Below are 26,942 nucleotides of genomic sequence, written 5' to 3'. Positions count from 1 at the left end.
GATGAAGTCCAAATGTTTAAAGGAAAAATTCTAACCGCTGGATTGGCACTTGTCTTGGCTGCAGCTTTAGGAGGCTGCGGCAATGGCAGCAACTCGTCTGACGGTGCGTCGAACAGTCCGGCAGCTAAGGGGAACTCCGCATCCGGAAGCGGGGATACCTCGCCTGTTACCTACAAGTATTTCAGCTTTGGCGCACCCAAAAAGCAAATCCTGGGCAGTGAAACCACTATTGGGAAAGAATTGCAGACCCAAACCGGTGTTGACTGGAACATAGAATATCTGGTTGGCGATGGCGATACCAAAGCCGGAGTTATGATCGCCAGCGGAGACTACCCAGACATTATCGATTCCAGCGGCCAGATGGCAAAGCTCATGGACGCAGGTGCTTTCATTCCGCTTGATGATCTGATTGAAAAGTATGGCCCGAACATTAAGCGTGTATATGGACCTTACTTTGATAAATTCAGACAGAAAGACGGTAAGCTCTACTTTTTCCCTTATGGAGCCAATATCGGCTACGTTTCCGAGCCTAATTTTCAGACCGGGTTCTATATTCAGCGCTCCATCCTGAAGGAATTCAATTACCCCAAAATTACTACACTGGATGAATATTTCGATCTGCTGAAGCAGTATAAGGACAAACATCCGCAGGTGAACGGCCAGGATACCATCGGGTTCGCTACCTTCGCCGGTGAACAGGGCAGCTTCTTTACCCTTCAGAATCCGGCCATGCACTTGGCCGGTTATCCCAACGACGGCAGTACGATGGTGGATATGAAGACCCATGAGGCCAAGCTGGTGGCGGGCTCCGAATATCAGAAGCGGTGGATGCAGAAGCTGAACGAGGCTAATGCCCAGGGCCTGGTCGATCCGGAATCCTTCACCATGAACAGGGACCAGTATTTAGCGAAGCTGACCTCCGGACGCGTCCTCGGTTATTTCAGCTATTCCTGGCAGGTTGGGGATGCGACCAACAACCTGAAGAAAGCCGGTGACGATGATAAGCGCTATGTTGCGCTGCCTATCGTATTCGACAAAGGAATCAAGGATCAGTATATTGACCCGCCTGGATTTGTCAACAACTACGGGGTTGGCATCACTGTGAAAGCCAAAGATCCGGCCCGTATTATTAAGTACTTCGATAACCTGCTGAAAGAGGAAAATCAGATCCTGGTTCAATGGGGCATCAAGGACCAGAGCTATGCCGTGGATGCGAACGGCCGCTTCACTTACGCCAATGACGAACAGCGCCAAATGCATGAAGATCCCGAAAAAAGTCAAAAATTCGGGTTCGACTATTTCAATTACAGCTGGCCGCGTTACGGCAACAACTCCGTTCTGGAGGATGGCAATGCCTACGGTCCGGGCAATCAGCCGGAAGTAGCATCCTTCGGATATACGGAGGGTGACAAGAAGCTGCTTGCAGCCTATGGCGTGAAGACCTTCAGCGAGCTTTTCAGCAATCCGGATGAGCGTCCATGGTCTCCTGCCTGGTCTATCGCACTGGAACAAGGATCGCCTGAACAGATGTTTATCACCAAAGCGGACGATCTGCAGCGGAAATACCTGCCTGCGATGATTTTAGACAGCCCGGCCAACTTCGATAAGAATTGGGACGACTACATGAACCAGTTCAACAAGCTGGATAAGAAAACGTATGAGGATTTCATTACGAAAAAGGTACAGGACCGAGTCGCCGGCAAATGGTAATGCAATGATTGTGAACGGTTGTTAGATACCCGGGGTCGGATGTCGAGAGGCTTTCGGCCCCGAGGTTTATTCTGTAAGGAGCCGGAAGGGAGTTAATACAAGTGGAGAAACCATTATATTCTCGAAACTCGGACCCGCAAGCCAGCGGTACGGGAATGAATCAAACCCATTTATTCTTCAAACGCCTTATCCAGCAGAAGACACTGGCTTTCATGTGTATTCCTTTCGTAATTTGGGCCTTCGTGTTTAAATATCTTCCCCTTTGGGGCTGGACCATGGCCTTTCAGAATTATAAGCCGGCCAGAAGCTACTCGGAGCAGGAATGGGCGGGGCTGAAGCACTTTAGAATTCTGTTTGAGGACAGTACCTTTTATCGGGTCCTGCGAAACACCTTAGTGATGAGTACGATTCAATTGGTGCTGGGATTCGTTACAGCGATTACGCTTGCCCTTCTGCTAAATGAGCTGAAAAATCTTATTTTTAAACGTGTCGTTCAGACCGTCAGCTATTTGCCGCACTTTATCTCCTGGGTTGTAGCGTCCAGTATTGTGCTGACCGTGTTATCGCCGGACGGCATCATTAATCTGCTGCTGACGAAGCTGCATCTTCTGGATAAACCGGAGCTGTGGATGGGGAAAGGAAATTATTTTTGGGGGATTCTCGGTGTGACCCAGGTATGGAAAGATGTAGGCTGGAACACCATTATCTATTTGGCGGCCATTACTTCGATCGACCCTTCCCAATATGAGGCGGCTGAAATCGACGGAGCGAGCCGCTTTCAGCGGATGCTTAATATTACGCTTCCCGGACTCAAGCCGGTTATCATCATCCTGCTGATTATGAACTTGGGGAATATTCTTGAATCCGGATTTGAGCCGCAATATTTGCTGGGCAACGGGATGAATTTGGATTATTCAGAAAACCTGGATATTTTTGTGCTGAAGTATGGTTTGGGGATGGGCAACTTTTCCTTGGGGACAGCGGCAGGCATATTTAAAACCGTAGTCAGCTTCATCTTCCTTTTCTCCGCTAATCATATTGCCAAGAGAATGGGAGAAAGCAGATTATTCTAAAAGGAGGTCTACGTCATGCAATCCGGAAAATCGTCCCGCTTGCGCAATTCCAGTCTGGGGGACCGGATATTTGATATATGCAATATCATTTTTATGGTGTGTCTGATGATCGTCACCATGTACCCTTTCATTAATATGATCGCCGTTTCTCTTAACGACGCCAACGATGCCGTGAGAGGCGGCATTTATTTGTGGCCCCGGATGTGGACCTTGAACAATTATAAATATATCTTCGGGGAATCAGATATTTACCATGCGACCTTAATTTCACTTCTGCGCACCGTGATTGGAACTGCGGTTTCCGTCTTCTGCACAGCAATGCTGGCTTTCACTGTCAGCCGCCAGGAGTTTGTGCTCCGCAAATTTGTGACCCTGTTCTTCGTGTTCACCATGTATTTCAGCGGAGGCCTGATCCCCGGGTATCTGCTTATTCGTAATTTGGGTTTGACGGATTCCTTCTGGGTCTATATTGTTCCCGGGGTGATCGGGGTGTTCAACATGATTGTCATCCGCTCTTTTATTGAAGGCCTCCCCGAAGGCATTCTGGAATCGGCCCGGATTGACGGAGCCGGAGAATTTACTACTTTTATCCGCGTCGTATTGCCGCTAACGATTCCAGCCATGGCGACCGTATCCTTGTTTGTGGCTGTGGGACAATGGAATTCCTGGTTTGATGTATTTCTGTACAATTCCTCGAATATCAAATTAAGCACGCTGCAGTATGAACTGATGAAAATCTTGCAGACCACCAATACCTCTGCAACGGCAGGAGCGGTGGAAGCCTACCAATCTGCGGAAAATGCGGTTAGGGTTACGCCCACTTCGCTGCGGGCGACGATGACGATTATTGCCAGCGTTCCGATTCTGATGGTCTATCCGTTCCTGCAGAGATATTTTGTTCAGGGGATGACTGTCGGCGGGGTGAAGGGCTGATTCTACGCCCTTTTTCCACTTGGAGTTGCCGTACAATTGGTGGGAGTCGTTCTCCAGGCAATATTAGAATACATCAATTATATTTCTGCTTAGATCATTGTTTTAGACAGGGGTGTAAATTACAATTTTTATTGTAAGGATAAAGATTGTTATTGAAATACATTTAATATTGCTTCAACGCATTTGAAAGTGGTCGCTAAGCGTAAAGAGCGTAATCCATGGATTTAAATGTACGCCAATTTATACACCTGTCAAAGGAGACGATACCATGCTAAGAGTTGTAAAAGTTGAAAATGGGACGGTAAAGGGGCTGCCGGCAGCTGACCCACGGATTACGAGCTTCAAAGGGATACCCTTCGCGGCTCCACCCACGGGCCAAAACCGTTGGCGTGCCCCGCAGCCGGCAAGTGACTGGGAGGGAGTGCTGCAAGCATACGAGTTCGCGCCAATTGCAATGCAGGTAAGACAAGAGCTCGACGATGACAACATCTATACCCGGGAATGGGCCGTGGAACCGGATATCGCCATGAGCGAGGATTGCCTTTACCTGAATGTATGGACACCAGCCAAACGTATGGATGAGAAGCTTCCGGTATATGTATGGTATTTTGGCGGGGGCCTGCAGGTAGGCCATCCGGCCGAAATGGAATTCGACGGCGAACGCATTGCCCGCCGGGGCATCGTGGTGGTCACGATCAACTATCGCCTGAATGTCTTCGGATTTTTATGCCATCCCGAAATAACGGCGGAAGCGCCGGATGCACCGGCTAACTTTGGCAACCTCGATCAACAGGCGGCAACAAGATGGGTCAAGCGCAATATCGCAGCATTCGGCGGCGACCCGGACAACATCACCATCGGCGGACAGTCCGCCGGGGGCGGAAGCGTTATGAGCCAGCTCACATCCCCTCAGAACGAAGGCCTCTTTCAGAGGGCGATTGTTGAAAGCGGGATCTTTACGAAGCTTTACCCGGGAACGCTCATGCCGGCGCTTCGGAGCCATTTGGCAGAAGCTGAACAGGAGGGGATCGCGTTTTTTAATGATCTGGGTGTATCCTCGCTTGCGGAAGCCCGGCAGCTGGATGCGGTTTATCTTCGGGACAAGGCTGTGGAGTACGGGGGATTCTGGGGTACTGTCACAGATCAGGTGTTCAGCGTAGGCAATTCTTTTGATTTGTTCCTGCAAAACAAGCGCTCGAAGGTGCCGGTAATATTCGGACATACCTCCTCCGAGTTTTTTAGTGTCCCGGATGCTGAGACATTTGACGATTTCAAAAAGATGGCCGTCGGCATGTTCGGCGGTGATGCCGCTGCATTTCTGGAGCTTTGCGGCGTTCAGGCGGACAATATGGAGGAAACCAGGAAAAGAGCTTCGGTGAGCGGGATAGAATATGCGATTCGTATTGCTGCGCAGGCCAATGCCGGCACCGGCGGCGAAACCCCGCTGTACTATTATAATTTCGATGCTGAAATACCAGGCTGGGACAACCCCGGCACCTTCCACTCGGTGGATCTCTGGTTTTTCTTTGAGACACTAGCCAAATGCTGGAGACCGTTTGTCGGTAAGCATTATGATTTGGCCCGTCAGATGTGCAATTATTGGGCCAATTTCATCCGTTCAGGAGACCCGAACGGCCAGGACTCGACAGGAGAGGAACTGCCTCGATGGGAGCCCTACACCCCTGAAGCGCCGTACGGGATGCTTTTCGCCGATCGGGCCGAGTTTTCCAGACAACAGCCGGGTGAGATCATGAAGTTTCTCGTGCAGCAGTTTTTCAAGTAAGCGGTGCTGCCCAAATGGAACATTAACCTTTTATATGCTTCTGAAAGTTTCTCGGTGTATACCCGGTCAGTTTTTTGAATTGCCTGCAGAAGTGTTCCACGTTTTGATATCCGCACCGGGAAGCGACTTCAGCTATGCTTTGGGCGTTGTGAATCAAGTATTCTTTGGCCATACGAATCCGGCTGTTGATAACATCATCCATGCAGGAAATTCCAAATGTTTTTTTGTAGATGTTCTGAAGATAGCCCGGGCTGATTCCAAGAGAATCCGCCATTTTTGAAACCGTCCAGTATTCGCCGGGGTTGTTTTGAATAACGGTGCGCAGTTTCAGTAATTTGTAGTATTGAGGCGTAATATCATCATGAAAGTAGGATTCCCATAGCTTGTTGAACAGCGTCCGGAGCAAATAATCGATGGAAGATTCTTTGCAAGCCCGGTTAAAATGATGTTCGATGACAAGCAGTTCAAACAGTTTGTGGCAGAAGTCCGGGTCACTTAGGGCAAAGGGAACGCCGAGCGGAAGGGGAGATTCGGAAACCCACGGGAACATCAATAACAAAATTGCCGGCGTGCGTGGTGTTGGATTCAGCATAGTGAATATGGGCCATCCTTGCCCCTCCTAGCAAGAAATGTCTATATTATAATATCGTCAAATGTGCGATCCGGTTTATGCGTAAACATGCTGAAGAATACGGGATTGATCCGAACAGGGTCGCGGTATGGGGGATTCCTCTGGTGCTGGAAGCTCCCCTGTCGAAACGATTTGAAGCTCAGACTGGGCTAGCCGACATTCTATTGTACTTTATACAATAGATGATCCCTTAATCAGCGGGAAAATGAAATCTGCTGCACTCTGTACTGCAGAATCGGGCGAAACAGGCGTTTTGGACTCCAAATCAAGAAATCTACTGCACGAAATGCAGCAGAAGGCGATTCGGCGCAGAATGCCCGGCTTTCTATTGTACAAAGTGCAATTAAACAGAAAGTGCAGTCCTCAAAAACACTCGACTATCTTCAGTTTGTAAAATGAGCAGAGCCGGCAGACATTGTCCGCAGGCTCTGCTCTTTACATTGGGTCCCCGCAAAGTATCTGAATTAGCTTCTATGCAGGCTCCACTTTGTGGGGGATTTTATTTCGTGTCTCCGCCCTCGGCATGAAGCTTGGCGATCAGCTTGTCGCCCTCGACATCGAGGTTCGGCAGCAGACGGTCCAGCCATTTCGGCAGCCACCAGGCTTTGTCGCCGAAGACCGCCATTACGGCCGGAACAAGCGTCATCCGGATGATGAAGGCATCGATCAGGATGCCGAAGGCCAGCGCGAAGCCGATCTGCTTGATCATGGCGTCAGGGGCAAAAATAAACCCGGCGAAGACGGAAACCATAATTATGCCTGCGGCAAGCACAACGCGGCTGGCGAGATCGTAGCCGTGGACGACACATTCCTTGCCATGGCGTCCGTGGACGTAAGCCTCGCGCATGGAGCTGACCAGGAAAACCTGATAATCCATTGCCAGCCCGTACAGAATGCCGGTGACCAGAATCGGCATAAAGCTGAGCAGCGGTCCTCCGGTGTCAAAACCAAACAGAGAGTGCAGCCATCCCCACTGATAGACGGCTGTGGTCAGGCCGAAGGTGGCAAGGACGCTGAGAATAAAGCCGACCGTTGCTTTGATTGGAACGATGACCGACCGGAATACGAGCAGCAGGATGATCAGCGACAGGATAACGATGATGCCGATATATACAGGGAATGCGTCGGAAAGCTTGGAGGACATATCGATGTTGATGGCGGTGAAGCCGGTCACACCAAGCGTTAGTTCATTTCCGGATGCCAGGCTGGAGTCGGGGTCGCGCAGCTCCTGCACCAGCTCTCTTGTCTCTGTATCCGTCGGGCCGGTTTTCGGGATCAGACTGATGATGGCGATATCGCCGGTTGCGTTGACGCCCATTGGGGACACCAGCGTGACGTTATCATGCATTTGCAGCCCCTGAACCAGCTTGCCCAGCGTCTCCAGCGAAATTTTACCGGATGGGTTTTTCGGTTCAGCTACAAGCAGCAGCGGTCCGTTGAAGCCCTCGCCGAAGCCCTTGGAGATAATGTCATAGCTTTGGCGTGCCGGGGTGTCCAGATTTGCCGAAGCGCCGGACGGAATGCCCAGCTCCATTTTCGTTACCGGAATCGCCGCCGTTCCAAGAACCAGGACCACCAGAATAATGATGACCCAGCGGTATTTCACTGTAGCGTTTGCCCAGCGGTGTGAGAAGCCGTGGTGGGCATTGTTACCTGAAGCCGCTTTTTTCGTGCGGGCTTTGGCGGTGCAGATCCGTTCACCGACCAGACCCAGCAGCGCAGGCAGCAGGGTCAGCGCCAGCAGGACATTGACCAGAACGCTGACAGCGGCTACCAGAGCCATCGTCGATAAAAATCCAATGCCGATGACCAGCATACCGCAGAGAGCGATAATGACGGTCAGTCCGGCGAAAAATACGGCGCTGCCGGCGGTCCCGACCGCCCGGCTTGCCGCTTCGCGGGCGCTTAATTTCTCATCAAGAATCAACCGGCGCTGCCGGTTCACGATAAACAGCGAATAGTCGATCCCGACCGCCAGACCGATCATAACCGCAAGAATCGGCGTAATGTCATTCATCTGGATGAGATTAGAGAGGGCAAAAGCGCCCCCGACGCTGATCGCGACACCGAGGAGTGCGGTGATCAGCGGCAGCCCGGCGGCAACAACCGAGCCAAGCGTAATAAACAGCACAACGGCAGCGACGACAACGCCGACCGCCTCCGTTGATCCGATGGACGGCGTGCTCTTCAGCGAATCGCTCGGAATGGCGGTGATGCCGGAGCCTGCCTGCTCGACCGCAGTCACAGCTTTGATGACGTTATCCGGTACGGAAGAGGGCAGCGACGTCTGCTGTACGGTGAACTGGAACTGGAACAGCGCGATGCTGCCGTCGGCGGACAGCATGACGCCGGGAACCGGAACGCCGTTCGCCATGAGCGGGCCGTAAGGAGCTGCCTGTCCAGCCGCTGCCGGGTCCGCCGCCGCAGCCTGTCCGGGCGCCGCCGGGTCCGCCGCTCCAGCTTGAGCCGCAGCAGCAGCCGCAGCCTCGGCGGCCAGTTCGGCGGGGTTGATGATATAGTCCATGCTGTAGACATCATTGATAGCCTTCTGGATCAGCGCTACCCGCTCGGGTGTGTCCAGACGTTCGCCATCCGGTGCGGTGAAGGCGACGCTCGCCTGTCCGCCGGCAGCGGCGGGAAGCTCCGCAGCCAGCTTATCCAGCACTTTTTGCGATTCCGTGCCTTCAATTTTCATTTCGGAGCTGGAATTTATGCCATTGGCGCCAAGCAGGGCGCCTACAACACCAAGAATGACGATCCAGGCCGCGAGGAAATACCATGGCTTGGAATAAGCCGATTTACCCAATCGGTACAGAAAAGTTGACATGTAATGGTTTCTCCTTTGTATCTCTGATTTAGAAGCCGTTGTGTAAATAAGCAAACATAGAATTTAAGTATTGATCAAATGACATCGCGCCGGAGTCCTCTTCCTGTGATTCACCCGGCAGCAGCACATTTAACCGCCCGTCCAGAATGGGCACGAACGCTCCGTAGACAGCTCCGGCAAGCAGATGGGTATACCCGGCTGCATAGCGTCCATGGGAGAACTGTTCGAGCGTTTCCTGCGCGGCGATCTGCAAGCGGCGGAATACGCTGAGGATATAAGGCTCCAGCGATGGATACTGATTCGCAAGCAATACGAACTGCCGTAATTTATACAGAAACTCAGAGGTGAACTGCAGCTTGAGCAGGTTGTACAAGGCGTCCAGCGGTGTTGCATCCGGAGGCAAATCCTTGAGCAGCATATTCCTGTCCTCTTTTGAAGCGTTGCCGATAAAATACTCCGCTACCGCTTCCTCTTTGCAAGAGAAGTAATTGGCAAAAGTCCGCCGGGAAAAGTTGGCCTTCCGGACAACATCGTCGACGATGAAGCCGTCCATACCCTGTTCAAGCGCAAGCTCGAAGGCAGCTTCAGCCAAGGCATAGGCAGTGGCTTCCTTTTTTTGTCACGCAGCGTCGGCTTGGGATTCAAGTTCTATGCGTCCTCCTTTCTTGAGTACAGACAACCGCCTGGGCTCTTTTTGATATATTCTATTATTGCCCAAAGAGCAAAAATGCACAATGGGCAATTTGATATACGCTTTGAGCGCTCTTGGGCGAAAAAAATCTTAAATCTACAGTCAAACTACAGATTACTATGCTATCTTTTTTCAGGAGGGATATTTATGGGCATACGAATTCTGCTTGTCGAGGATGATGAGCATATATGTAATACCGTCAAAACCTTTTTAAGCGAAGCCGGATATAAAGTAGACGCCTGCTTAGATGGCAGCGAAGCGCTTAAAAACTTTTATGATAATGTTTACCACCTTGTCATTCTCGACATCATGCTGCCTGGCCTAAGTGGTCACGAGCTTTTACGGGAGTTTCGCAAGCTGAATAATACGCCTGTTTTGATGATGACCGCCCTTTCAGACGACGATAATCAAATCCGGGCGTTTGACGGCGAAGCGGACGATTATGTGACAAAGCCGTTCAAAATCCAGCTTTTGCTGAAACGTGTGGAAGCCCTGCTCCGGCGAAGCGGGGCGTTGGCGCGGGAAATCCGCTTTGGCAAGCTGACGCTTCTGCCGGAGGATTTTAAAGCAATCTACTACAGCAAGGAAGTGCCCCTGACATTAAAAGAATTTGAAATCCTTATGTTATTGGTTCAGAACACGGGGAGGACGCTATCTCATGAAACTATCTTATCCCGCGTGTGGGGTTATGATTTTGACGGTGACGGCAGCACTGTGCATACCCACATCAAAAACCTGCGTGCGAAGTTGCCTGATAATATCATCAAGACGGTTCGCGGCGTAGGTTACCGGTTGGAGGAAGAAGCGACATGAAGAGAAGCGGTATATTCATCAAGGTATTCATATACACCATAATTTTCTCGGCATTGTTGGTCGGCGCGACGGCAGCCCTGTTTTCGCAGCAGCTTATGTTCTACTTCTCACGTCTCCGGATGGAGGGAATCAGCGACACCTTTCAGCGTATGGCCGACCAGTCGCAAGGGGAAGACGACATAACTGAACTGGCAAGACGATTCTATGAAAGAGACCCGTCTTTTCAATTTTATATCAGAGATAAAGCCGGACACATTATTTACGAAACGCCCGGTGCCGGTATATCCGGCATCGCTATTGGCCAGCAGCCCCCTGGCGGCAAGAACTCCACGATTCTTGTGAATCTCAACAAAGACTATAATTTTCACGCTCTGAGAGATGACGTTTTTGCGGTGAACTATGATAAGTGGATTGCGCGTGCGCTTGTTATGTTGTCTGCCATGCTTGCCGTCTGCGTCATAGGCGCGTTTGTCTTTGCCCGGCAGATGACGAAACCAATCCAAACTTTGGCGAATAATACAAGCAAGATGTCTAATCTCGAAGAAGTCCCGCCCCTGCCGGAGCGTAAAGATGAACTTGGCACATTAGCCCGCGACATTCATTCCATGTACGATAAGCTGAAAGACACTATCTCCAAATTAGAGGACGAAATCTTACGGGAACGCGAGCTCGAGGAAACACAGCGGTATTTTTTCTCGGCAGCTTCCCATGAACTTAAAACGCCTATCGCAGCCACAAGCGTCTTGTTGGAGGGAATGCTTGAAAATGTAGGCGACTACAAAGACCACCCCAAATACCTGCGCGAATGCGTAAAGATGATGGACGCGCAGAGCAAAATGATTTCTGAAATACTGGAAATTGTGAATCTGAACAACGGGAAAATCGTACCCGTTCCTGAAAGACTGGATATAAGACATATAGTTGCTGACATGCTGCCTAATTACCGGACATTGTCTGAGGCAAACGGTCAGCGTATGGTTATGAATATTCTTGAAGGTCAGATTTGCTTTACTGATCCTCAAATGTTAAAGAAGGTGCTTTCCAACATCATATTGAATGCGGTGCAGAATACTCCTGAAGGCGGCGAGATTCGGATATGGAGCGAGCCTGTTGCTGACCGATACCGCCTTTGCGTACTGAACACAAGGGCGAGAATTGGCGATACGGTTCTGCCGAAGCTATTTGACCCATTCTACCGTGTAGATCAGGCGCGGAGCCGAAAAAACGGACGGAGCGGCCTGGGACTGACCATTGTTCAGAAAACGCTGGAAGCAATGGACATTGGTTTCGCTTTGGAAAATACCCCGGACGGCGTCTTATTTTGGATTGAATTGCCTAAGGCATTATAATCCGTAAACTCTTATCTTGACCGGCAAGGTATGCTTCCGGGCATACTTTTGTTGCGAAGGATGAAAGAAAGAAAGTAGGTATTATGAATAAACGAGAGAGAATTGAAACGGTCTTTTTATCTGGAGTTTTCATTTGTTACATGCTTTTTTTAATTAAATTATTGTTATTATCAAGAGTTTCGCTTTCGGATTTGTTTAATAGTCAAAGAACGATAGCCAGGTCAATCAATCTCATTCCTTTTAATAGCATAATGGAATATTTATTTAGCAGCTATGCCGCTATTAAAAAATTCTCATTTGCTAATGTGGTTGGCAATATAGAGATCTTTATTCCTCTTGGCACCTATTTGACATTATTCAAAAAAGATAAAAGAGCAACAACCAATCTGCTATTTATATTTATAGTAAGTTTATTTGTTGAAATTACTCAGGGGCTTTTAGGCATCGGAGCAGCAGATGTTGATGATATAATTCTAAATTGCATGGGTGGATTAGCTGGTGTTTTAGGTTACAAGTTTTTACTGCTAATATTACGGGATCAGAAAAAAGTACGTGCTGTAATCACAATACTATCCGCAATAGGATTACCTTTTTTATTATATTTGTTATTCTTCGTGAAATTACGCCTCTGAGTAACCTTATTGAATATACAAGTTTGATCGGCAGGTATTCCTGCCGGTCTTTTTTATTTCCCGTCGCTACAGAAGAACTACAGTTTGGCTACAGGGGAAATACAGATTGGGCAGCCATAATAGCAATCGTGGAACACACAATTACAAAAATCTGTATCCCCTGCCGGAGAACGTAGAAATCAAGGAGGCGAAAAATTTATGAACAACATTGGCATTACTGTTTATGATTGCGAGCATGATGAGGCGGATGTGTTCCGCAGACTGTCACCCCGCTTTGGCGTCATGCCTGCTATTATAAGTGACCCCCTATCAGAAACCAACGCCATATCAGCCCCCCGCAATCAATGTATCAGTGTGAGCCACAAATCCGAGGTCTCCGCTTCTATTCTTCTTGCGCTAAAGAGAGCCGGAGTGAAATATATCTCTACCCGAAGCATCGGTTGCAATCATATAGATACAACTGCCGCTAAGAAAATGGGCATCGCTATCGGCAATGTGGCGTATTCGCCGGATAGCGTTGCTGATTATACCCTAATGCTGATGCTTATGGCGGTACGCAACGCGAAGTCCATTGTACGCTCTGTGGAAAAATATGATTTCAAGCTGGACAGCGTCCGCGGAAAAGAACTGCGGGACATGACCGTCGGTGTGATGGGAACTGGCCGCATAGGCAAAGCGGTTATTGAGAGGCTGCAAGGGTTTGGATGCCATGTGTTGGCTTATGACCGCTGCCAGAAAATAACGGCAGATTATGTTCCGCTTGACAAGCTGCTGCGAAACAGCGATATTGTTACGCTTCATGTGCCGCTGGGTGCGGATACGCACCATATCATCGGCCACGAACAAATAAAGGGAATGAAGCAAGGAGCGTTTATTATCAATACAGGGCGCGGTGCGCTTTTAGATACCGCTGCGCTTATTAAAGCACTGGAAACCGGAAAACTGGGCGGGGCCGCATTGGATGTATTGGAGGGAGAGGAAGGGCTTTTCTACTTTGATTGCACACAAAAAACAATTGATAATCAATTTTTACTGAAACTTCAAAGGATGCCGAATGTGATAATCACGCCCCATACGGCTTACTATACCGAACGGGCGTTGCAAGATACTGTTGAAAAAACACTCGGGAACTGTTTGGATTTTGAAAGGAGCCTGACTCATGGATAGATTAAAGGTTGCAATCCTGTTTGGCGGTTGCTCGGAGGAGCATGACGTGTCGGTAAAATCCGCAATAGAGATCGCCGCTAACATTGACAACGAAAAATACGAGCCGTTATACATTGGAATTACGAAATCCGGTGCTTGGAAAATGTGCGAAAAGCCTAGCACGGAATGGGAAAACGGCGATTGCTGTTCAGCCGTGCTTTTGCCGGATAAAAAAATGCACGGTTTGCTTGTGATAAAGAGTCATGAATATGAAATCCGCCGTATTGATGTAGCGTTTCCGGTTTTGCACGGCAAGTGGGGTGAAGATGGAGCAATCCAAGGTCTGTTTGAATTGTCCGGCATCCCCTTTGTGGGCTGCGATATTCAAAGCTCGGCGATTTGTATGGACAAATCGCTGGCATACATCGTTGCAAAAAACGCTGGTATAGCTACTCCCGAATTTTGGGTCGTCAATGAAAACGACACGCCAACGGCAGATAGGTTTACATATCCTGTTTTTGTTAAGCCGGCGAGGTCCGGCTCATCCTTTGGCGTAAAAAAGGTCAATAATGCAGGCGAATTGGACGCCGCAATTGAATCCGCAAGACAATATGACAACAAAATCTTAATTGAGCAGGCTGTTTTGGGCTGTGAGGTCGGTTGTGCCGTATTGGGAAACGGTTCCGGGCTGATTGTTGGCGAAGTGGACCAAATCAGGCTGCGGCAAGGTATCTTTCGCATTCATCAGGAAACCGAGCCGGAAAAAGGTTCTGAAAATGCAGTTATAACCATTCCCGCAGACCTGTCGGCAGAAGAGCGGGGACGGATTCGGGAAACGGCAAAAAAAATATACAAGGCGCTCGGCTGTAGAGGTCTTTCCCGTGTTGATATGTTTTTACAACATGACGGCCGCATTGTGCTTAACGAAGTTAATACCCTGCCCGGTTTTACGTCATACAGCCGTTATCCCCGTATGATGGCCGCTGCAGGTATAACGCTTCCCGATCTGATTGACCGCCTGATCGTAATAGCGTTAAAGGGGTGATGGGCATGGAAAAGGGATTTGTTTTTTTAGATGAAGTATTGCACGGTGTTCGTTGGGACGCCAAATATGCCACGTGGGACAATTTCACAGGGAAACCAGTAGACGGATATGAGGTCAATCGCATAGTGGGAACACATGCCTTAGCTCTTGCGCTGCTGGAGGTGCAGAAGCAAGCGGCGGCTCTTGGGTACGGTTTGCTGTTATGGGACGGGTATCGGCCTAAACGTGCGGTAGAGTGCTTCCTGCGTTGGTCCGAACAACCGGAAAACAACCTCACCAAAGAAAGATACTATCCGAATCTCGAGCGAACCGAGATGTTTGCAAAGGGATATATAGCGTCACAATCAAGTCATAGTCGCGGAAGTGCTATTGATCTTACGCTTTACCGCTTAGATACGGGTGAGCTTGTTTCCACGGGAAGCAGCTTCGACTTTATGGATAAGCGTTCACACCATGCGGCAAAAGGGATTACAAGCATGGAGGCGCGAAATCGCAGACTTTTGCGTTCCATCATGGAAAACAATGGGTTTGAACCATATAGCTTCGAATGGTGGCACTATGTATTAAGAAGCGAGCCATACCCCGACAGCTATTTTGATTTCCCCATTTTATAGCGAAATACAACAAAGAAGCCGTCGATTTTCACGATGGCTTCTTTTCGCTTTTGACCCAAAAAGCATGATAGAGGCCTTATCCGGTATTATAACCGGGTGAAAAGTTTGAAATAATATTACATGAAGTTAACAAACATATTGTAATAAAATTACACGCGAGATATAATAGGGCCAACCAAATAAATAAAGAAGGATTAGTTTAGAGGAAAGGATGAATATTTTGCTGGAGAATTTAACCACGGAAACACGGAATCAACGGACTTTGGAGCTGGACCGGTTATCCCCTGCAGCTGTACTCAAGCTTATGCAGGAGGAGGATGAGAAGGTATCCCTGGCAGTGAAAGAAAAACTGGGGGAGATCGAAAAGGTAGTCACCTGTGTGGTACAAAGCTTCAAGCAGGGCGGACGCCTGATTTATACCGGGGCAGGAACAAGCGGAAGGTTGGGGATTCTCGACGCCGTAGAGTGTGTGCCTACATTTGGAACCGGTCCGGACATGGTGCAGGGGTTGATCGCAGGTGGAGAAACGGCAATCAGACAGGCAGTTGAAGGTGCGGAGGATTCAGGGGAACAAGGGGAAGCTGATCTTAAACAGCTAAATCTGACACATAATGATACTGTACTGGGAATTGCCGCCAGCGGGCGGACACCGTATGTCATTGGCGCACTGAAATATGCTGCCCGGATTGGGGCATCTACAGCCAGCTTGTCCTGTAATCCCAATGCAGAGATCAGTAAATATGCACAATATCCGGTCGAAATTTTGACAGGGGCGGAGATCTTAACAGGTTCTACCCGCTTGAAGGCCGGAACCGCCCAGAAGATGGTGCTGAACATGATTTCTACCGCAGCCATGATCGGCATAGGCAAGGTATACAGCAATTTAATGGTGGATGTGCAGCCGACGAATGAGAAGCTGGTGATCAGAGCCAAATCGATGATCAGCGAGATCACAGGCTGCGATATGGATACAGCCTCCATTTATTATGAAAGAAGCCATCATCAGGTCAAAGTAGCTGTAGTGATGCTGCTTGCGGGACTTGGGCTTGAAGAAGCACAGCAAAGATTGCAGGAAGCGGGAGGATTTATTCGTCAGGCGGTACAACACCACAAGGGGGAATAACCATGTCAAAGGAAAAGGATTTGGCACATGGCATTTTGAGTACGGTGGGAGGGATTCAGAATGTGGAATTGATTACCCACTGTATGACGCGGGTCCGGATCACTTTAAGAGACGAAAGCTTGGCGAGCATTGAGGATTTGAAGCGTGTTCCCGGTGTAATAGGCGTAATCGAGGAATCCACACTGCAAATTATTGTCGGCCCCGGCCTGGTGGAGAAGGTCTCCCGGGTGATTGCAGACATCAGCGGAGTGGAGCTGGGAGAACCCGTTCCCTTACAGGCTGCCCATGCATTCCCGAACCCGGATAGCCGGATAAACGGATTAAGCGACAAAGAAAAGGCAGAGCAGCTTGCGGCTAAGAATAAAGAGAAATATAAGGAAAAAAACAATACGCCTGTGAAAAACTTCCTGAAATCGATTTCAAATATTTTTATTCCGCTGGCACCTGCATTTGTTGCGGCTGGTCTCCTGGCGGGGATTACCTCCGTGATCGGCAATTTCATTACAGCGGGACATCTGTCCGGTGATGGCTGGGCGCAATTTAACTTGATTCTCAATGTCATCAAAAACGGCATCTTCTCCTATATGGCTATTTTTGTGGGCATCAACTCTGCCCGAGTATTTGGTGCAAGCCCGTCATTAGGCGGTGTAATTGGCGGTGCGACGCTTCTCACCGGGATGAAGCCGGAGCTGCCTATCCACAATTTATTTACGGGAGAACCGCTGATTGCCGGGCAAGGCGGTATCATTGGTGTTGTCTTGGCGGTGTGGATTTTATCCTTGATTGAAAAAAGATTGCATAAAATCATGCCTAACTCCATCGATCTGATTGTTACCTCATTTCTGAGTGTACTGGCAACCGGCTTGCTGACCATCTTTTTGATCATGCCATTAGCCGGGTTTGTTGCCGACAATCTGCTGGTAGCCGTTAACTGGATATTATCTGTAGGCGGGGCGTTTGCAGGCTTTTTCCTCGGCGGAATCTGGCTGGTTATGGTTATGCTGGGTCTGCATCACATCATGACACCCATTCATATCGAATTGATTGCACAGACCGGGATGACCATATTGCTGCCGATTCTGGCCATGGCCGGGGCAGGTCAGGTAGGTGCGGGGCTGGCACTTTGGATCCGCTGCCGTAAGAACAAGCAGCTTACGGGCATTATTAAAGGGGCTTTGCCTGTAGGTGTGCTTGGCATCGGCGAACCGTTGATCTATGGTGTAACCCTTCCTTTGGGCAAGCCATTCGTAACTGCGTGTCTGGGCGGGGCGTTCGGGGGTGCGGTCATCGGATATTTTGGCAATGTAGGCGCCATGTCCATTGGCGCGTCGGGTATCGAAATGCTGCTGCTGATCGCTGACGGTAAATGGTGGGTGTACCTGCTGGGATTGATTACAGCATACTTCTTTGGATTTATTTGCACCTATTTGTTCGGTACGCCAAAGGAAGCCCGTCAAGCAAAGGAAGCTTGAACCAATAAATTACGATCCGACAAAAGGGAGTGTGAGCAAGTGAGTGGTGTATTGGTATCACTAACCGAGCAGAGCCTTGATAAGACAATGGAATATTTGCGCTACATGCAGCTGAATGGATTCAATTCCATTTTTACTTCTCTGCAGATTCCGGAGGAGGACCCGCGGGAGCTGCTGGAGCCGCTGACGAGAATCGGGCAGTTTGCCCTCAAACACAATATGCTTTTCATGGTGGATGTATCTCCAAGAACCTTTAAGCATTTCTCGCTGCAGCAATTGAAAGACAGCGGAGTTACCGGATTAAGAATTGATAACGGGATGGAGATTGCTGAAATTGCCGGGCTGACCCGCGAATGGCGTGTTGCTTTGAATGCGAGTACGATCGATCAGGCATTTTTGGACGGCTTGCGCGGGCAGCAGGCGAATTTCGCTTCCCTGGAGGCTTGGCACAATTATTATCCGAGACCGGAGACAGGTCTTGAGCTGACCATTTTCCAGAACCAGAACCGCTGGCTGCAATCCCAAGGCTTAACCGTTGCTGCCTTTATTCCCGGGGACGGGGATTTAAGAGGCCCGCTGCATGAGGGGCTGCCAAGCCTGGAGAAGCATCGTCATCTGTCTCCTTTTGCCGGTTACTTGGAATTAGTGCAGGAATGTTTTGTGGATCATGTTCTCATTGGCGATTTATCGGTAAGCTCCTGGACGATGCAGCAATTTCTTGCCTGGAATGAAGGAGCAGTGTTATTAGGCGTGGAGGACCAAAGGCCATCACATGTATGGGAGGCTGTCCACCGTAACCGTCCGGATATAGCACGTGACGTGATTCGTTCGGAGGAAGCGCGGCATCATTTTAGAGGAAGCATGCTACCGGAGCATACCGTGGAACGCCCAGCCGGAGCGCTAACGATCGATAATGATAAATATTTACGGTACCGCGGGGAATTTCAGATTGTCCTCCATCCTTTGCCCGCCGATGAACGGGTTAACGTCATCGGGTATGTCGCCCGAAGGGATATTCCCCTGCTGCCGCTGCTCCATAAGCACCGGCTTCCCTTTCGGTTTCTTGCCACGGCATCCTATTGTGAATAATATTAAGGTATAAAATTTATTGTTCACGTCATTACGGAGGTGTTGGTATGGGTGTCGGAGTGGGTCAAATTTTATCAAGAATTGAAAATGTGATGCCAAAATTAACACAATCCGAGCAAAAGGTAGCGCGCTTTGTACTGGAGTCCCCGGAAGAAGCGATGATTATATCCGTACAGGAGATGGCAGCACGTTCTCTTTCCAGCAGTGCGTCAGTCGTGCGTTTTTGCCGTTCAATCGGCCTGAAGGGCTTCCCCGAATTAAAGGTAGCTTTGTCGGCAGATCTGGCTCAGGGGCAAAAAACAGGTTACTTCGATTTGAATAAAAATGAAAATACGGCGGAGATCGTCGATAAAATTTTGTCTAATGTGATCCAGTCTCTTAAGGATACCGTAGGGCAGCTTGACGTAGCCATGATTGAAAAAGTGGCGCACAGCCTGTACATGGCCCCCGTCATATTTGCCTACGGGATTGGCGCATCGGCACTGGTTGCAGAGGACATTGCCCAAAAATGGCTCCGGATGGGGAAAAATGTATATGCGTTTCATGATATCCATGTGCTCACCATGAGTATGGCTAATGCACCCAAAGGAAGCGTATTTATTGGAATTTCGTATAGCGCTGCGACCAAGGAAGTGCTGGAGCTGATGAAATTTGCCCAAAAAAGCGGATTGACCACCGTTAGCTTTACCGGGTTTGGCCGCAGCGAGTTATCGGATATAAGCGATTTCAATCTGTTTACCTCACTTGCTCCTGAAGCAAAGGTGAGAAGTGCGGCAACCAGTTCCAAGCATAGCCAGTTTTTTGTCGTGGATGTGCTGTATTATGCATACGCCTCAATTAATATTAACGATTCTATTGATAAAATTACGAGAACCCGCAAGGCGACTAATGAATTGAAAAACTTGCCGGAGACCTAATTCAGCGAGGAGAGAATTAAATGTTTGGCTGGAGAAAAAACAAAATTGAAGAAAATACCCTGGATATTATCTCCCCAGTCCCCGGACAAGTGGTGGGTCTTGAGCAAGTCCCGGATGAAGCGTTTTCTACGAAAGCCATGGGGGAAGGGTTTGCTGTTCAACCTATTAAAGGAGAGGTGAGGGCGCCTTTTTCAGGGAAAATATCCCATATCATGAATAAAAGCAAACATGCAATTTTGCTGGAAAATGAAGCCGGCATACAGATTCTCATTCATGTTGGGGTAGACACGGTATCGCTGAAAGGTGAAGGTTTTGTGTCCCATGTTGTGACAGGGCAGACGATTGCGCAGGGGGAGCTGCTGCTGGAATTTGATATAGTCAGGATTCAGGAAGCAGGGTTATCCGACATCACCTCAGTAATTGTGCCAGGCGGCCAAGAGAAGGTTCAGCGGATTGAAGGCTTACAGGATGAGGATGCTGTATTACGTATTTATTATTAGACAAAATGAGTCCGAAAAAGCGGCCGTATGTGGTGAACAGGCAGGAATTAGGTGTACAAAATCCGCCATAGTACGGGTTAATTGAAAAGCTTTCGCATTCCCATTTCGGGAAACTTCCCGGAATGGGAAAACCCGTGCGCACCCTTTCCCTTTTTGGGAAAGGGTGTTTTTGTGCATCCGCCGTTCAACCGGCGGGGTAACCCCTCTGGCGGCTGTAATTTCAGAGAATCCGCAACAAAAAATAAAAATAGAGAATTTTGCAAAGTTGGCACGGAAATTGCTCGGTATATAGATGAGGGCCAAATCAAGAGGAGGGATTCACTTGCGTATTTCAAAAGAATTGCTTAGCGGAATGTACCGGAAGATGCTGAGTATCCGGAAATTTGAAAAGACGGCATCCACCTTTTTTGCAGAAGGGAAAATACCGGGCTTTGTCCATCTTTACATCGGGGAAGAGGCCATCGCCGTCGGGGCCTGCGCCAATCTGCGGGATGACGATTATATTACGAGCACCCACCGGGGGCATGGACATATCGTCGCCAAGGGCGGAAATCTGAAATATATGATGGCAGAGCTGTTCGGCAAGGAAACCGGCTACTGTAAAGGCAAAGGCGGTTCGATGCATATCGCGGATGCGGAGCTGGGCATACTCGGCGCCAACGGAATTGTCGGTGCAGGCCACCTGATTGCAACCGGGGCGGCGTGGAGCGCAAGTTACAGGGGAAGCGATCAGGTCAGCGTGTGCTTTTTCGGAGACGCCTCCACGAATCAGAGCACTTTTCATGAAGCGATGAATTTAGCGAGCCTATGGAAGCTGCCGGTTATTTTTGTATGCGAGAACAATCTCTACGGGATATCGGTCAGCCAGGCCAGACATCAGACGATCAAGGACATTTCGAAACGGGGCGAGGGCTATTGCATGCCTTCCTTTACGGCGGACGGCAACGATGTGGTTACGGTGTACGAACATGTGCAAAAGGCGGTCCGGCGGGCGAGAAACGGCGAAGGCCCTACCCTGCTGGAATTCAAAACGTACAGACAGCATGGCCACTTCGAAGGTGATCCCGGAGCTTATAGACCGAAGGAAGAAGTGGAGGCCTGGCTGCAAAAGGACCCGATCCCCAGATTTGAAAAGTACCTTACGGAGAACAAGCTGATGACGGCGGACGAGTTAAAACAAATCGGGGATGAGGTTGACGGAGAGATCCAGGAGGCGCTTGATTTCGCTTTTGCCAGCGGTTATCCGGCTCTGGAGGCTTCGGTTCAAGGGATTTATTCCGATATCGTGGAGGAGGCTAGAAGCAGATGAGAAAAATGACCTATGGTGAAGGAATCCGTGAAGGAATGCGCAGCAAAATGCTGGAGGACCCGAATGTGGTATTGCTTGGAGAGGATGTCGGGCCGTATGGAGGAACCTTTGGGGTAACGAAGGGACTCTGGGAGGAATTCGGCGAGGAGCGGGTACGGGATACCCCGATTTCTGAAGGAATTATTGTCGGAGCTTCCGTGGGGGCTGCCGCAACAGGGCTGAGACCCGTGGCTGAGCTGATGTTCATTGACTTTCTGACCTTTGGCATGGACGGACTGGTAAATCAGGCTGCGAAGATGAGATACATGTTCGGCGGTAAAATCTCCGTTCCGCTCGTGCTGCGGCTGCCGGCAGGCGGCGGAATCAGTGCGGGGGCACAGCACTCCGGGTCGCTGGAGGCCTGGGTTACGCATGTGCCGGGACTCAAGGTGGTCTATCCATCCAATGCCCAGGATGCCTGGGGCATGATGCTGACTGCGATTGAAGATGATAATCCGGTGGTCTATATCGAGAGCAAGGTTCTGTATTCGAAGAAATTCGAGGTGGACGACACGGTTGCCGCGGTTCCTTTTGGCGTTGCCAGTATCAAGAGAGAAGGAAGCGACGTTTCCATTATTACGTACGGCAAGCAAGTGGATGATGCGCTAAATGCCGCAAAAGTACTGGCTGAAGAGGGGATTGAAGCAGAGGTTATTGATCTGCGCTCGCTCTATCCGCTGGACAAGGAAGCGATATTTACCTCAGTCGCCAAGACGCACCGGGCGCTTGTGGTAACCGAAGAAGTGAAGCGCGGCGGCTACGGGGGTGAATTGTCCGCCATGATCTCGGAGCTGTGTTTTGATGAGCTGGACGCTCCTGTTGTCCGAATTGGCGCATTGGACACCCCCGTCCCTTATTCTCCGGCCCTGGAAGCCTATGTGCTGCCAAATGCGGATGATATTATTCAGGGCATTAAGAGCATGTTCTGACCCGGCCCAGGAAACGTCAATAAGCAAACTTGCGGAGGTGCACAATGGCTGAACTTATCGTTATGCCCAAATTAGGGCTCACTATGACCGAAGGGACAATCTCCAATTGGCGAAAAGCCGAGGGGGACACCGTGACCCAAGGGGAAATCCTGTTTGATGTGGAGACGGACAAAATCTCCAATGAAGTTGAAGCAAAGCTTGGCGGAGTGCTGCGGAAGATTATTGTAGCGGAAGGCACTGTGGGCATCTTCCGGCCGGTGGCGGTCATCGGCGATGCCAATGAGGACATCTCCGCTCTGCTTGGCGGGGGTGTGCCGGCGGTGGCGCCTGCACCTGAGCAGGCAGGCCCCCCGGCGGATGGGGCGGCTGCGGCCGCTGTAGGTGAAGCGGCGGTTCCTGCCGCCGGTGGCCGTATCATAGCTTCGCCGTATGCGAAGAAGACAGCCGCGCTGTTGTCCGTTGAGCTGCAGCAGGTGAGAGGGAGCGGTCCGCAGGGCAGAATTACCGCAGGAGATGTGCGCAAGCATGCCGCAGAAGGCGGCAGCGGAGCCGCGGCCAAAGTGAAAATATCTCCGGCGGCAGCCAAAGAAGCAGCAGCCCTCGGCATTGATCCTTCCGGGCTTCATAAGGAAGGAAGAATTATGAAGGAGGATATCCGTTCCTTCGCGGCAGCCTCCACTAAGACAACTGTACAGCCGGCGGTACAGGCAGCCATACAGGAAGTCACACGGGTGCCGATGAACAGCATGCGCAGAATTATCGCCAAGCGGATGCTGGAGAGCCAGGCGGTCTCTCCGGCTGTGACCTACAATATGAAGCTGGATACAACCGCCCTGGGTCTGCTGAGACAGCAGCTGAAGGATACGCTCAAGGTTACTTATACTGATCTGCTGGTCAGCATTGCAGCCAAGGCACTGCTGGAGTTTCCGCTCCTGAATTGTTCTGTTGAAGGAACGGAGCTTGTGCTGCGGAATTATGCCAACATTGGAGTAGCCGTGGGACTGGAGGAGGGACTTATAGTCCCTGTGGTCAAGAACGCCGCCCAAAAGGGACTGGCTGAAATATCGCAGGAAGTGAAACGGCTGGCGGCAGGAGCCAGAAATAACAGCCTGACCCCCGAGGAGTTGACCGGAGGCACGTTCACCATTACCAATCTGGGCATGTACGGCGTGGAGTCCTTTTCGCCGATTATTAATCAGCCTGAGGTCGCCATTCTGGGCGTCAATGCCATCGTGGACACCCCGGTTGCCGTCAATGGTGAGATCGTCATCAGACCCTTGATGAACCTCAGCCTGACCGCTGACCACAGAGCTGTGGACGGGGCGGTTGCGGCGCAATTTATGCAAAAAATCAAAGCCTATGCGGAAAAACCGGCCCTGCTGCTGCTGTGATAGGCCTAAGCTTCTGAAGTGGATGCTCACAAAACATAGAAGGAGAGAGAACCATGAGGATCGTTGTGCTTGGAGGCGGCCCGGGCGGATACGTGGCTGCGATACGGGCTGCGCAATTGGGAGCGGAAGTTACACTTGTAGAGAAAAAGGCTCTGGGCGGAACCTGCCTTAATGTCGGCTGCATTCCAACCAAGGTGCTGCTTCATACCACGGAACTGTACACTCACCTGAAGCGGGAGGGTAAGGCGCTTGGGATCGAGGCTGCGGACGTCTCTGTGAACTGGGGCCAGCTGCAGAAACGCAAAGATAAGATCATCAGAATGAACACCGGCGGCATTGAGGCGCTGCTCACCAAAAACAAGGTTGCCAGGCTGAGCGGCTCAGGCAAATTCATCAGCGCCCGCGAGCTGGAAGTCACCGCAGCCGACGGCAGTGTCCGGACGGTTGGCTTCGACCGGGCGATTATCGCCACAGGCTCAGAGCCGTCCTCCGTGCCTATTCCCGGTGCCGGGCTGGAAGGAGTTATTACAAGCGATGGAGCACTTTCGCTTCCTGCGGTACCGCCGAGCCTCTGCATTATTGGCGGAGGGGTCATCGGCTGCGAGTTCGCCAGTGTCTACAGCAGCCTGGGCTGCAAGGTTACGGTTATTGAGATGCTGCCTGAACTGATTGCAGCCATGGACGGCGATATTGTGCAATGCCTGCGGAAGGAATTCGCAAGCTCCGGCATTGAGGTGCACACAGAGACCAGAGTGGAGAGAATTGAACAGACGGCGGCGGGACTGCGGGTAGTCACTTCCTCCGGGAACGGCAGCCATGTTATAGAAGCGGATAAGGTGCTGCTGTCCATCGGCCGGAGGCCGGTGACTGCGGGCCTGGGACTGGAGGACATCGGGGTGCAGCTTACCCGTGGGGCAATCCAGGTTAACCGGAATATGGAAACCAGCATACCGGGCATCTATGCTATCGGGGATTGCAACGGAGGAATCATGCTGGCTCATGTAGCCTCCGCCGAAGGGGTTATTGCTGCCGAAGCGATTATGGGCGAGCCCTCGCCGGTTGATTTCAGAACGGTTCCTTCCTGTGTCTACACCCGGCCTGAGCTGGCATCCGTGGGAATGACGGAGGCGGAGGCCAGACAGCAGGGATTCCGGGTGAAGACAGGCATATTCCCACTTCAGGCCAATGCCAAATCCATGATTATGGGTGAGAGCAGCGGACTGGTGAAATACGTTGTGGACGCCGGCAATGATGAAATTCTGGGGCTGCACATTGCCGGACCACGGGCAAGAGACATCATTGTGGAAGGAGCGCTGGCGATTCGCCTTGAAGCAACACTGGAGGAAGTCGTGACCACCATTCATGCCCATCCGACTGTAGCGGAATCGTTGCACGAAGCCGCACATGCCGTTCATGGCCGGGCCATTCATCTTCACGTTTAACGGATAGCCTTCCATCCTCCGGAGCAAATTCCAATACGATGAACAAAGTATGCCGATCCCGGTTTGCCTGCGGATTGTCATATTAAGTTCATCGTATTTGTCTTTATTAGACTATGTGGCGTTTTATAATAGAGAAAGGATATGTAAGCGCATACAGTTTGAGGGGTGAGCAAATGAGGCTGGTTATGGATACCAAGCAAAAAATGGGTTTGTCTCCCGGGCTGCGGCAATCCGTCGAGGTGCTGCAAATGGATTCGCAAGAGCTGGACCAATATGTACACCGGTTGTCAGAGGAAAATCCGTTGATTGAGGTGCAGTATTCTTGGGGCGGCAGCAGCGTTAAGGGCTGTAAAAGCACGCAGCATTTGCTGCAGTATGCGGCAGGTCCCCGGCACAATCTGCAGGATCAGCTGCTGTCGCAATTAACGCTGCTGCCGCTGACCAAGAGTGAACGGCTTCTTGCGGCTTATCTGATTGGCTGCTTGGATGACAACGGGTATTTTGCGGAACAGGTGGAGGTGGTTGCAGCCGGACTGGGAGTCGGCTGTCAGGTTATCGAAGCCGGACTGAGACGTGTCCAGTCCCTGGAGCCTTACGGAGTCGGCGCCAGGAATTTGCAGGAATGTCTGCTGCTGCAGCTGGAGCATTCCGGCAGATTGACGCCTTTATTACGGCTGCTGATCGAACACCATCTTGAGCAGTTGGGCGGCAATCAGCTGGTCCGTGTCGCCAAAGAACTGAACACTTCCCTAAAAAGGGTTCAGGAAGCATACAGTACGATTAAATCTTTAAACCCCCGTCCCGCGTATGTCTTGGATAACGGGGAGACAACGGTGTACATTGTACCGGATGTGTACGTTATGCAGAAGAACGGCGCGTACGAAGCCGCCGTGCATCCCTTGTCCAGCCCGCAGATTACCCTTGCCGAAAGCTATCAGCGCCTGCTCAGCCTGAGCGGTGACGAAGAAACGCGCCGCTATTTGCAGGAGAAGAATGAACAGGCAAGCTGGATCATGAGATGCCTCGAAGAGCGCAAGAAGACTTTGTGCCGCGTAGCCGGCGCCATATTGAAGCTGCAGCGGCCTTTTTTTGAAAGGGGACAGGATTATCTCGCTCCCTTAACGCTCGGCAGGATAGCCGAAGAGCTGGAGCTTCATGAGTCCACGGTAAGCCGGGCGGTCCGGGGCAAATATATGCAATGTGTATGGGGAACCTTTGAGCTGAAATATTTTTTTCCTTCCGCAATTGCGGGGAAGACAGCGATTGGACACCGGATGCCCTGAAGCGGGTCATCCGTGACCTTATAGAGGGAGAGGATAAGCAGGCAGCCTACAGCGACCGCCGGATCGCTGAGCTTCTGCTTGAGCAAGGCGCGGTCATCTCCCGCCGGACGGTTGCCAAGTACAGGGAATCCATGCGGATTGCCTCTGCTCCGGGCAGACGTGAATTTCCGGTATAGACGCTGCAGGCGATGGAAAGGAGCT

At 50.6% G+C, this 26,942-nt stretch carries 23 protein-coding genes and 1 pseudogene; 21 read left to right on the top strand and 3 right to left on the bottom strand.

The features are described from left to right. The first annotated feature begins 12 nt into the window (after window positions 1-12). The 4 genes from JI735_RS32545 to JI735_RS32530 all read left to right on the top strand — a co-directional run bounded on the left by JI735_RS32545 (window position 13) and on the right by JI735_RS32530 (window position 5,499). Window positions 13-1,710, top strand: coding sequence for an ABC transporter substrate-binding protein (locus tag JI735_RS32545; RefSeq protein WP_039833215.1), 1,698 nt, complete (start codon window positions 13-15; stop codon window positions 1,708-1,710). Between the two features lie 155 nt (window positions 1,711-1,865). Then, complete coding sequence (locus JI735_RS32540; protein ID WP_083886397.1) at window positions 1,866-2,783, top strand: ABC transporter permease; 918 nt, start codon at window positions 1,866-1,868, stop codon at window positions 2,781-2,783. A 15-nt stretch (window positions 2,784-2,798) separates the two neighbouring features. Then, window positions 2,799-3,716 carry a carbohydrate ABC transporter permease gene (locus JI735_RS32535; RefSeq protein WP_039833212.1) on the top strand — a complete coding sequence of 306 codons (918 nt, stop codon included), beginning with the start codon at window positions 2,799-2,801 and terminating at the stop codon, window positions 3,714-3,716. A 268-nt stretch (window positions 3,717-3,984) separates the two neighbouring features. Continuing rightward, window positions 3,985-5,499: a carboxylesterase/lipase family protein gene (locus tag JI735_RS32530; RefSeq protein ID WP_039833214.1), complete on the top strand. Its 1,515-nt coding sequence runs from the start codon at window positions 3,985-3,987 to the stop codon at window positions 5,497-5,499. A gap of 22 nt (window positions 5,500-5,521) precedes the next feature. Here JI735_RS32530 and JI735_RS32525 read toward each other — a convergent pair whose 3' ends face one another. Further along, on the bottom strand, window positions 5,522-6,049 hold the full coding sequence (locus tag JI735_RS32525; RefSeq protein WP_233476167.1) for a helix-turn-helix transcriptional regulator: 528 nt from the start codon (window positions 6,047-6,049) through the stop codon (window positions 5,522-5,524). A gap of 47 nt (window positions 6,050-6,096) precedes the next feature. Between JI735_RS32525 and JI735_RS37610 the strand changes: the two genes are divergently transcribed. Then, window positions 6,097-6,312 carry a hypothetical protein gene (locus JI735_RS37610; RefSeq protein WP_411830145.1) on the top strand — a complete coding sequence of 72 codons (216 nt, stop codon included), beginning with the start codon at window positions 6,097-6,099 and terminating at the stop codon, window positions 6,310-6,312. Window positions 6,313-6,629: 317 nt separating this feature from the next. Here JI735_RS37610 and JI735_RS32520 read toward each other — a convergent pair whose 3' ends face one another. After that, complete coding sequence (locus JI735_RS32520) at window positions 6,630-8,957, bottom strand: MMPL family transporter (RefSeq protein ID WP_202676818.1); 2,328 nt, start codon at window positions 8,955-8,957, stop codon at window positions 6,630-6,632. Between the two features lie 28 nt (window positions 8,958-8,985). Beyond that, the gene (locus tag JI735_RS32515) at window positions 8,986-9,549 is read right to left on the bottom strand and encodes a TetR/AcrR family transcriptional regulator (protein WP_233476166.1); all 564 of its coding nucleotides are present in this window, start codon (window positions 9,547-9,549) and stop codon (window positions 8,986-8,988) included. A 246-nt stretch (window positions 9,550-9,795) separates the two neighbouring features. Here JI735_RS32515 and JI735_RS32510 point away from each other — a divergent pair, with 246 nt between their 5' ends. The 16 genes and pseudogenes from JI735_RS32510 (at window position 9,796) to rpoN (ending at window position 26,917) form a co-directional block, all read left to right on the top strand. After that, complete coding sequence (locus JI735_RS32510) at window positions 9,796-10,461, top strand: response regulator transcription factor (RefSeq protein ID WP_039833220.1); 666 nt, start codon at window positions 9,796-9,798, stop codon at window positions 10,459-10,461. Then, window positions 10,458-11,810 (top strand): HAMP domain-containing sensor histidine kinase, encoded by a 1,353-nt coding sequence (locus tag JI735_RS32505; RefSeq protein WP_039833221.1) that lies wholly within the window; start codon window positions 10,458-10,460, stop codon window positions 11,808-11,810. The genes JI735_RS32510 and JI735_RS32505 overlap by 4 nt, the downstream gene beginning before the upstream one ends. Before the next feature lie 83 nt (window positions 11,811-11,893). After that, window positions 11,894-12,442, top strand: a complete 549-nt coding sequence (locus JI735_RS32500) for a VanZ family protein (protein ID WP_039833222.1) — start codon at window positions 11,894-11,896, stop codon at window positions 12,440-12,442. Between the two features lie 198 nt (window positions 12,443-12,640). Next, window positions 12,641-13,609: a D-lactate dehydrogenase VanH gene (vanH, locus tag JI735_RS32495; RefSeq protein WP_039833223.1), complete on the top strand. Its 969-nt coding sequence runs from the start codon at window positions 12,641-12,643 to the stop codon at window positions 13,607-13,609. Further along, entirely contained in the window at window positions 13,602-14,633 is a 1,032-nt protein-coding gene (gene vanA / locus JI735_RS32490) for a D-alanine--(R)-lactate ligase (protein WP_039833224.1), read from the top strand. Before vanH ends, vanA begins: the two co-directional genes overlap by 8 nt. Window positions 14,634-14,638: 5 nt before the next feature. Next, complete coding sequence (gene vanX, locus JI735_RS32485; RefSeq protein WP_039833226.1) at window positions 14,639-15,247, top strand: D-Ala-D-Ala dipeptidase VanX; 609 nt, start codon at window positions 14,639-14,641, stop codon at window positions 15,245-15,247. A 211-nt stretch (window positions 15,248-15,458) separates the two neighbouring features. Beyond that, window positions 15,459-16,370, top strand: coding sequence for an N-acetylmuramic acid 6-phosphate etherase (murQ, locus tag JI735_RS32480; protein WP_083886399.1), 912 nt, complete (start codon window positions 15,459-15,461; stop codon window positions 16,368-16,370). 2 nt (window positions 16,371-16,372) lie between these two features. Further along, window positions 16,373-17,842, top strand: coding sequence for a PTS transporter subunit EIIC (locus JI735_RS32475; protein ID WP_039833227.1), 1,470 nt, complete (start codon window positions 16,373-16,375; stop codon window positions 17,840-17,842). 39 nt (window positions 17,843-17,881) lie between these two features. After that, window positions 17,882-18,931 (top strand): MupG family TIM beta-alpha barrel fold protein, encoded by a 1,050-nt coding sequence (locus JI735_RS32470; protein ID WP_039833228.1) that lies wholly within the window; start codon window positions 17,882-17,884, stop codon window positions 18,929-18,931. Window positions 18,932-18,978: 47 nt separating this feature from the next. Continuing rightward, window positions 18,979-19,848 carry a MurR/RpiR family transcriptional regulator gene (locus JI735_RS32465; RefSeq protein WP_039833229.1) on the top strand — a complete coding sequence of 290 codons (870 nt, stop codon included), beginning with the start codon at window positions 18,979-18,981 and terminating at the stop codon, window positions 19,846-19,848. 20 nt (window positions 19,849-19,868) lie between these two features. Further along, entirely contained in the window at window positions 19,869-20,348 is a 480-nt protein-coding gene (locus JI735_RS32460) for a PTS sugar transporter subunit IIA (RefSeq protein WP_039833230.1), read from the top strand. A 352-nt stretch (window positions 20,349-20,700) separates the two neighbouring features. Beyond that, window positions 20,701-21,657, top strand: a complete 957-nt coding sequence (locus tag JI735_RS32455) for a thiamine pyrophosphate-dependent dehydrogenase E1 component subunit alpha (RefSeq protein ID WP_411830144.1) — start codon at window positions 20,701-20,703, stop codon at window positions 21,655-21,657. Further along, entirely contained in the window at window positions 21,654-22,625 is a 972-nt protein-coding gene (locus tag JI735_RS32450) for an alpha-ketoacid dehydrogenase subunit beta (protein WP_039833232.1), read from the top strand. The genes JI735_RS32455 and JI735_RS32450 overlap by 4 nt, the downstream gene beginning before the upstream one ends. A gap of 44 nt (window positions 22,626-22,669) precedes the next feature. Next, window positions 22,670-24,016 (top strand): dihydrolipoamide acetyltransferase family protein, encoded by a 1,347-nt coding sequence (locus JI735_RS32445; RefSeq protein ID WP_039833233.1) that lies wholly within the window; start codon window positions 22,670-22,672, stop codon window positions 24,014-24,016. 53 nt (window positions 24,017-24,069) lie between these two features. Continuing rightward, window positions 24,070-25,458, top strand: coding sequence for a dihydrolipoyl dehydrogenase (lpdA, locus tag JI735_RS32440; protein WP_202676817.1), 1,389 nt, complete (start codon window positions 24,070-24,072; stop codon window positions 25,456-25,458). A gap of 113 nt (window positions 25,459-25,571) precedes the next feature. After that, a pseudogene (gene rpoN / locus JI735_RS32435) lies at window positions 25,572-26,917 on the top strand (RNA polymerase factor sigma-54). Window positions 26,918-26,942: the final 25 nt, after the last annotated feature.

It is taken from the genome of Paenibacillus sonchi (assembly GCF_016772475.1).
Lineage (GTDB): Bacteria > Bacillota > Bacilli > Paenibacillales > Paenibacillaceae > Paenibacillus_AQ > Paenibacillus_AQ sonchi.
Note: the sequence above shows the minus strand (reverse complement) of the source record. Positions and strands in the feature narration are given on the sequence as shown.

Coding starts and splice junctions, on each gene's coding strand:
- JI735_RS32545 (WP_039833215.1), top strand. CDS start 13: ATGTTTAAAGGAAAAATTCTAACCGCTGGATTGGCACTTGTCTTGGCT.
- JI735_RS32540 (WP_083886397.1), top strand. CDS start 1,866: ATGAATCAAACCCATTTATTCTTCAAACGCCTTATCCAGCAGAAGACA.
- JI735_RS32535 (WP_039833212.1), top strand. CDS start 2,799: ATGCAATCCGGAAAATCGTCCCGCTTGCGCAATTCCAGTCTGGGGGAC.
- JI735_RS32530 (WP_039833214.1), top strand. CDS start 3,985: ATGCTAAGAGTTGTAAAAGTTGAAAATGGGACGGTAAAGGGGCTGCCG.
- JI735_RS32525 (WP_233476167.1), bottom strand. CDS start 6,049: ATGTTCCCGTGGGTTTCCGAATCTCCCCTTCCGCTCGGCGTTCCCTTT.
- JI735_RS32520 (WP_202676818.1), bottom strand. CDS start 8,957: ATGTCAACTTTTCTGTACCGATTGGGTAAATCGGCTTATTCCAAGCCA.
- JI735_RS32510 (WP_039833220.1), top strand. CDS start 9,796: ATGGGCATACGAATTCTGCTTGTCGAGGATGATGAGCATATATGTAAT.
- JI735_RS32505 (WP_039833221.1), top strand. CDS start 10,458: ATGAAGAGAAGCGGTATATTCATCAAGGTATTCATATACACCATAATT.
- JI735_RS32500 (WP_039833222.1), top strand. CDS start 11,894: ATGAATAAACGAGAGAGAATTGAAACGGTCTTTTTATCTGGAGTTTTC.
- vanH (WP_039833223.1), top strand. CDS start 12,641: ATGAACAACATTGGCATTACTGTTTATGATTGCGAGCATGATGAGGCG.
- vanA (WP_039833224.1), top strand. CDS start 13,602: ATGGATAGATTAAAGGTTGCAATCCTGTTTGGCGGTTGCTCGGAGGAG.
- vanX (WP_039833226.1), top strand. CDS start 14,639: ATGGAAAAGGGATTTGTTTTTTTAGATGAAGTATTGCACGGTGTTCGT.
- murQ (WP_083886399.1), top strand. CDS start 15,459: ATGAATATTTTGCTGGAGAATTTAACCACGGAAACACGGAATCAACGG.
- JI735_RS32475 (WP_039833227.1), top strand. CDS start 16,373: ATGTCAAAGGAAAAGGATTTGGCACATGGCATTTTGAGTACGGTGGGA.
- JI735_RS32465 (WP_039833229.1), top strand. CDS start 18,979: ATGGGTGTCGGAGTGGGTCAAATTTTATCAAGAATTGAAAATGTGATG.
- JI735_RS32460 (WP_039833230.1), top strand. CDS start 19,869: ATGTTTGGCTGGAGAAAAAACAAAATTGAAGAAAATACCCTGGATATT.
- JI735_RS32455 (WP_411830144.1), top strand. CDS start 20,701: ATGTACCGGAAGATGCTGAGTATCCGGAAATTTGAAAAGACGGCATCC.
- JI735_RS32450 (WP_039833232.1), top strand. CDS start 21,654: ATGAGAAAAATGACCTATGGTGAAGGAATCCGTGAAGGAATGCGCAGC.
- JI735_RS32445 (WP_039833233.1), top strand. CDS start 22,670: ATGGCTGAACTTATCGTTATGCCCAAATTAGGGCTCACTATGACCGAA.
- lpdA (WP_202676817.1), top strand. CDS start 24,070: ATGAGGATCGTTGTGCTTGGAGGCGGCCCGGGCGGATACGTGGCTGCG.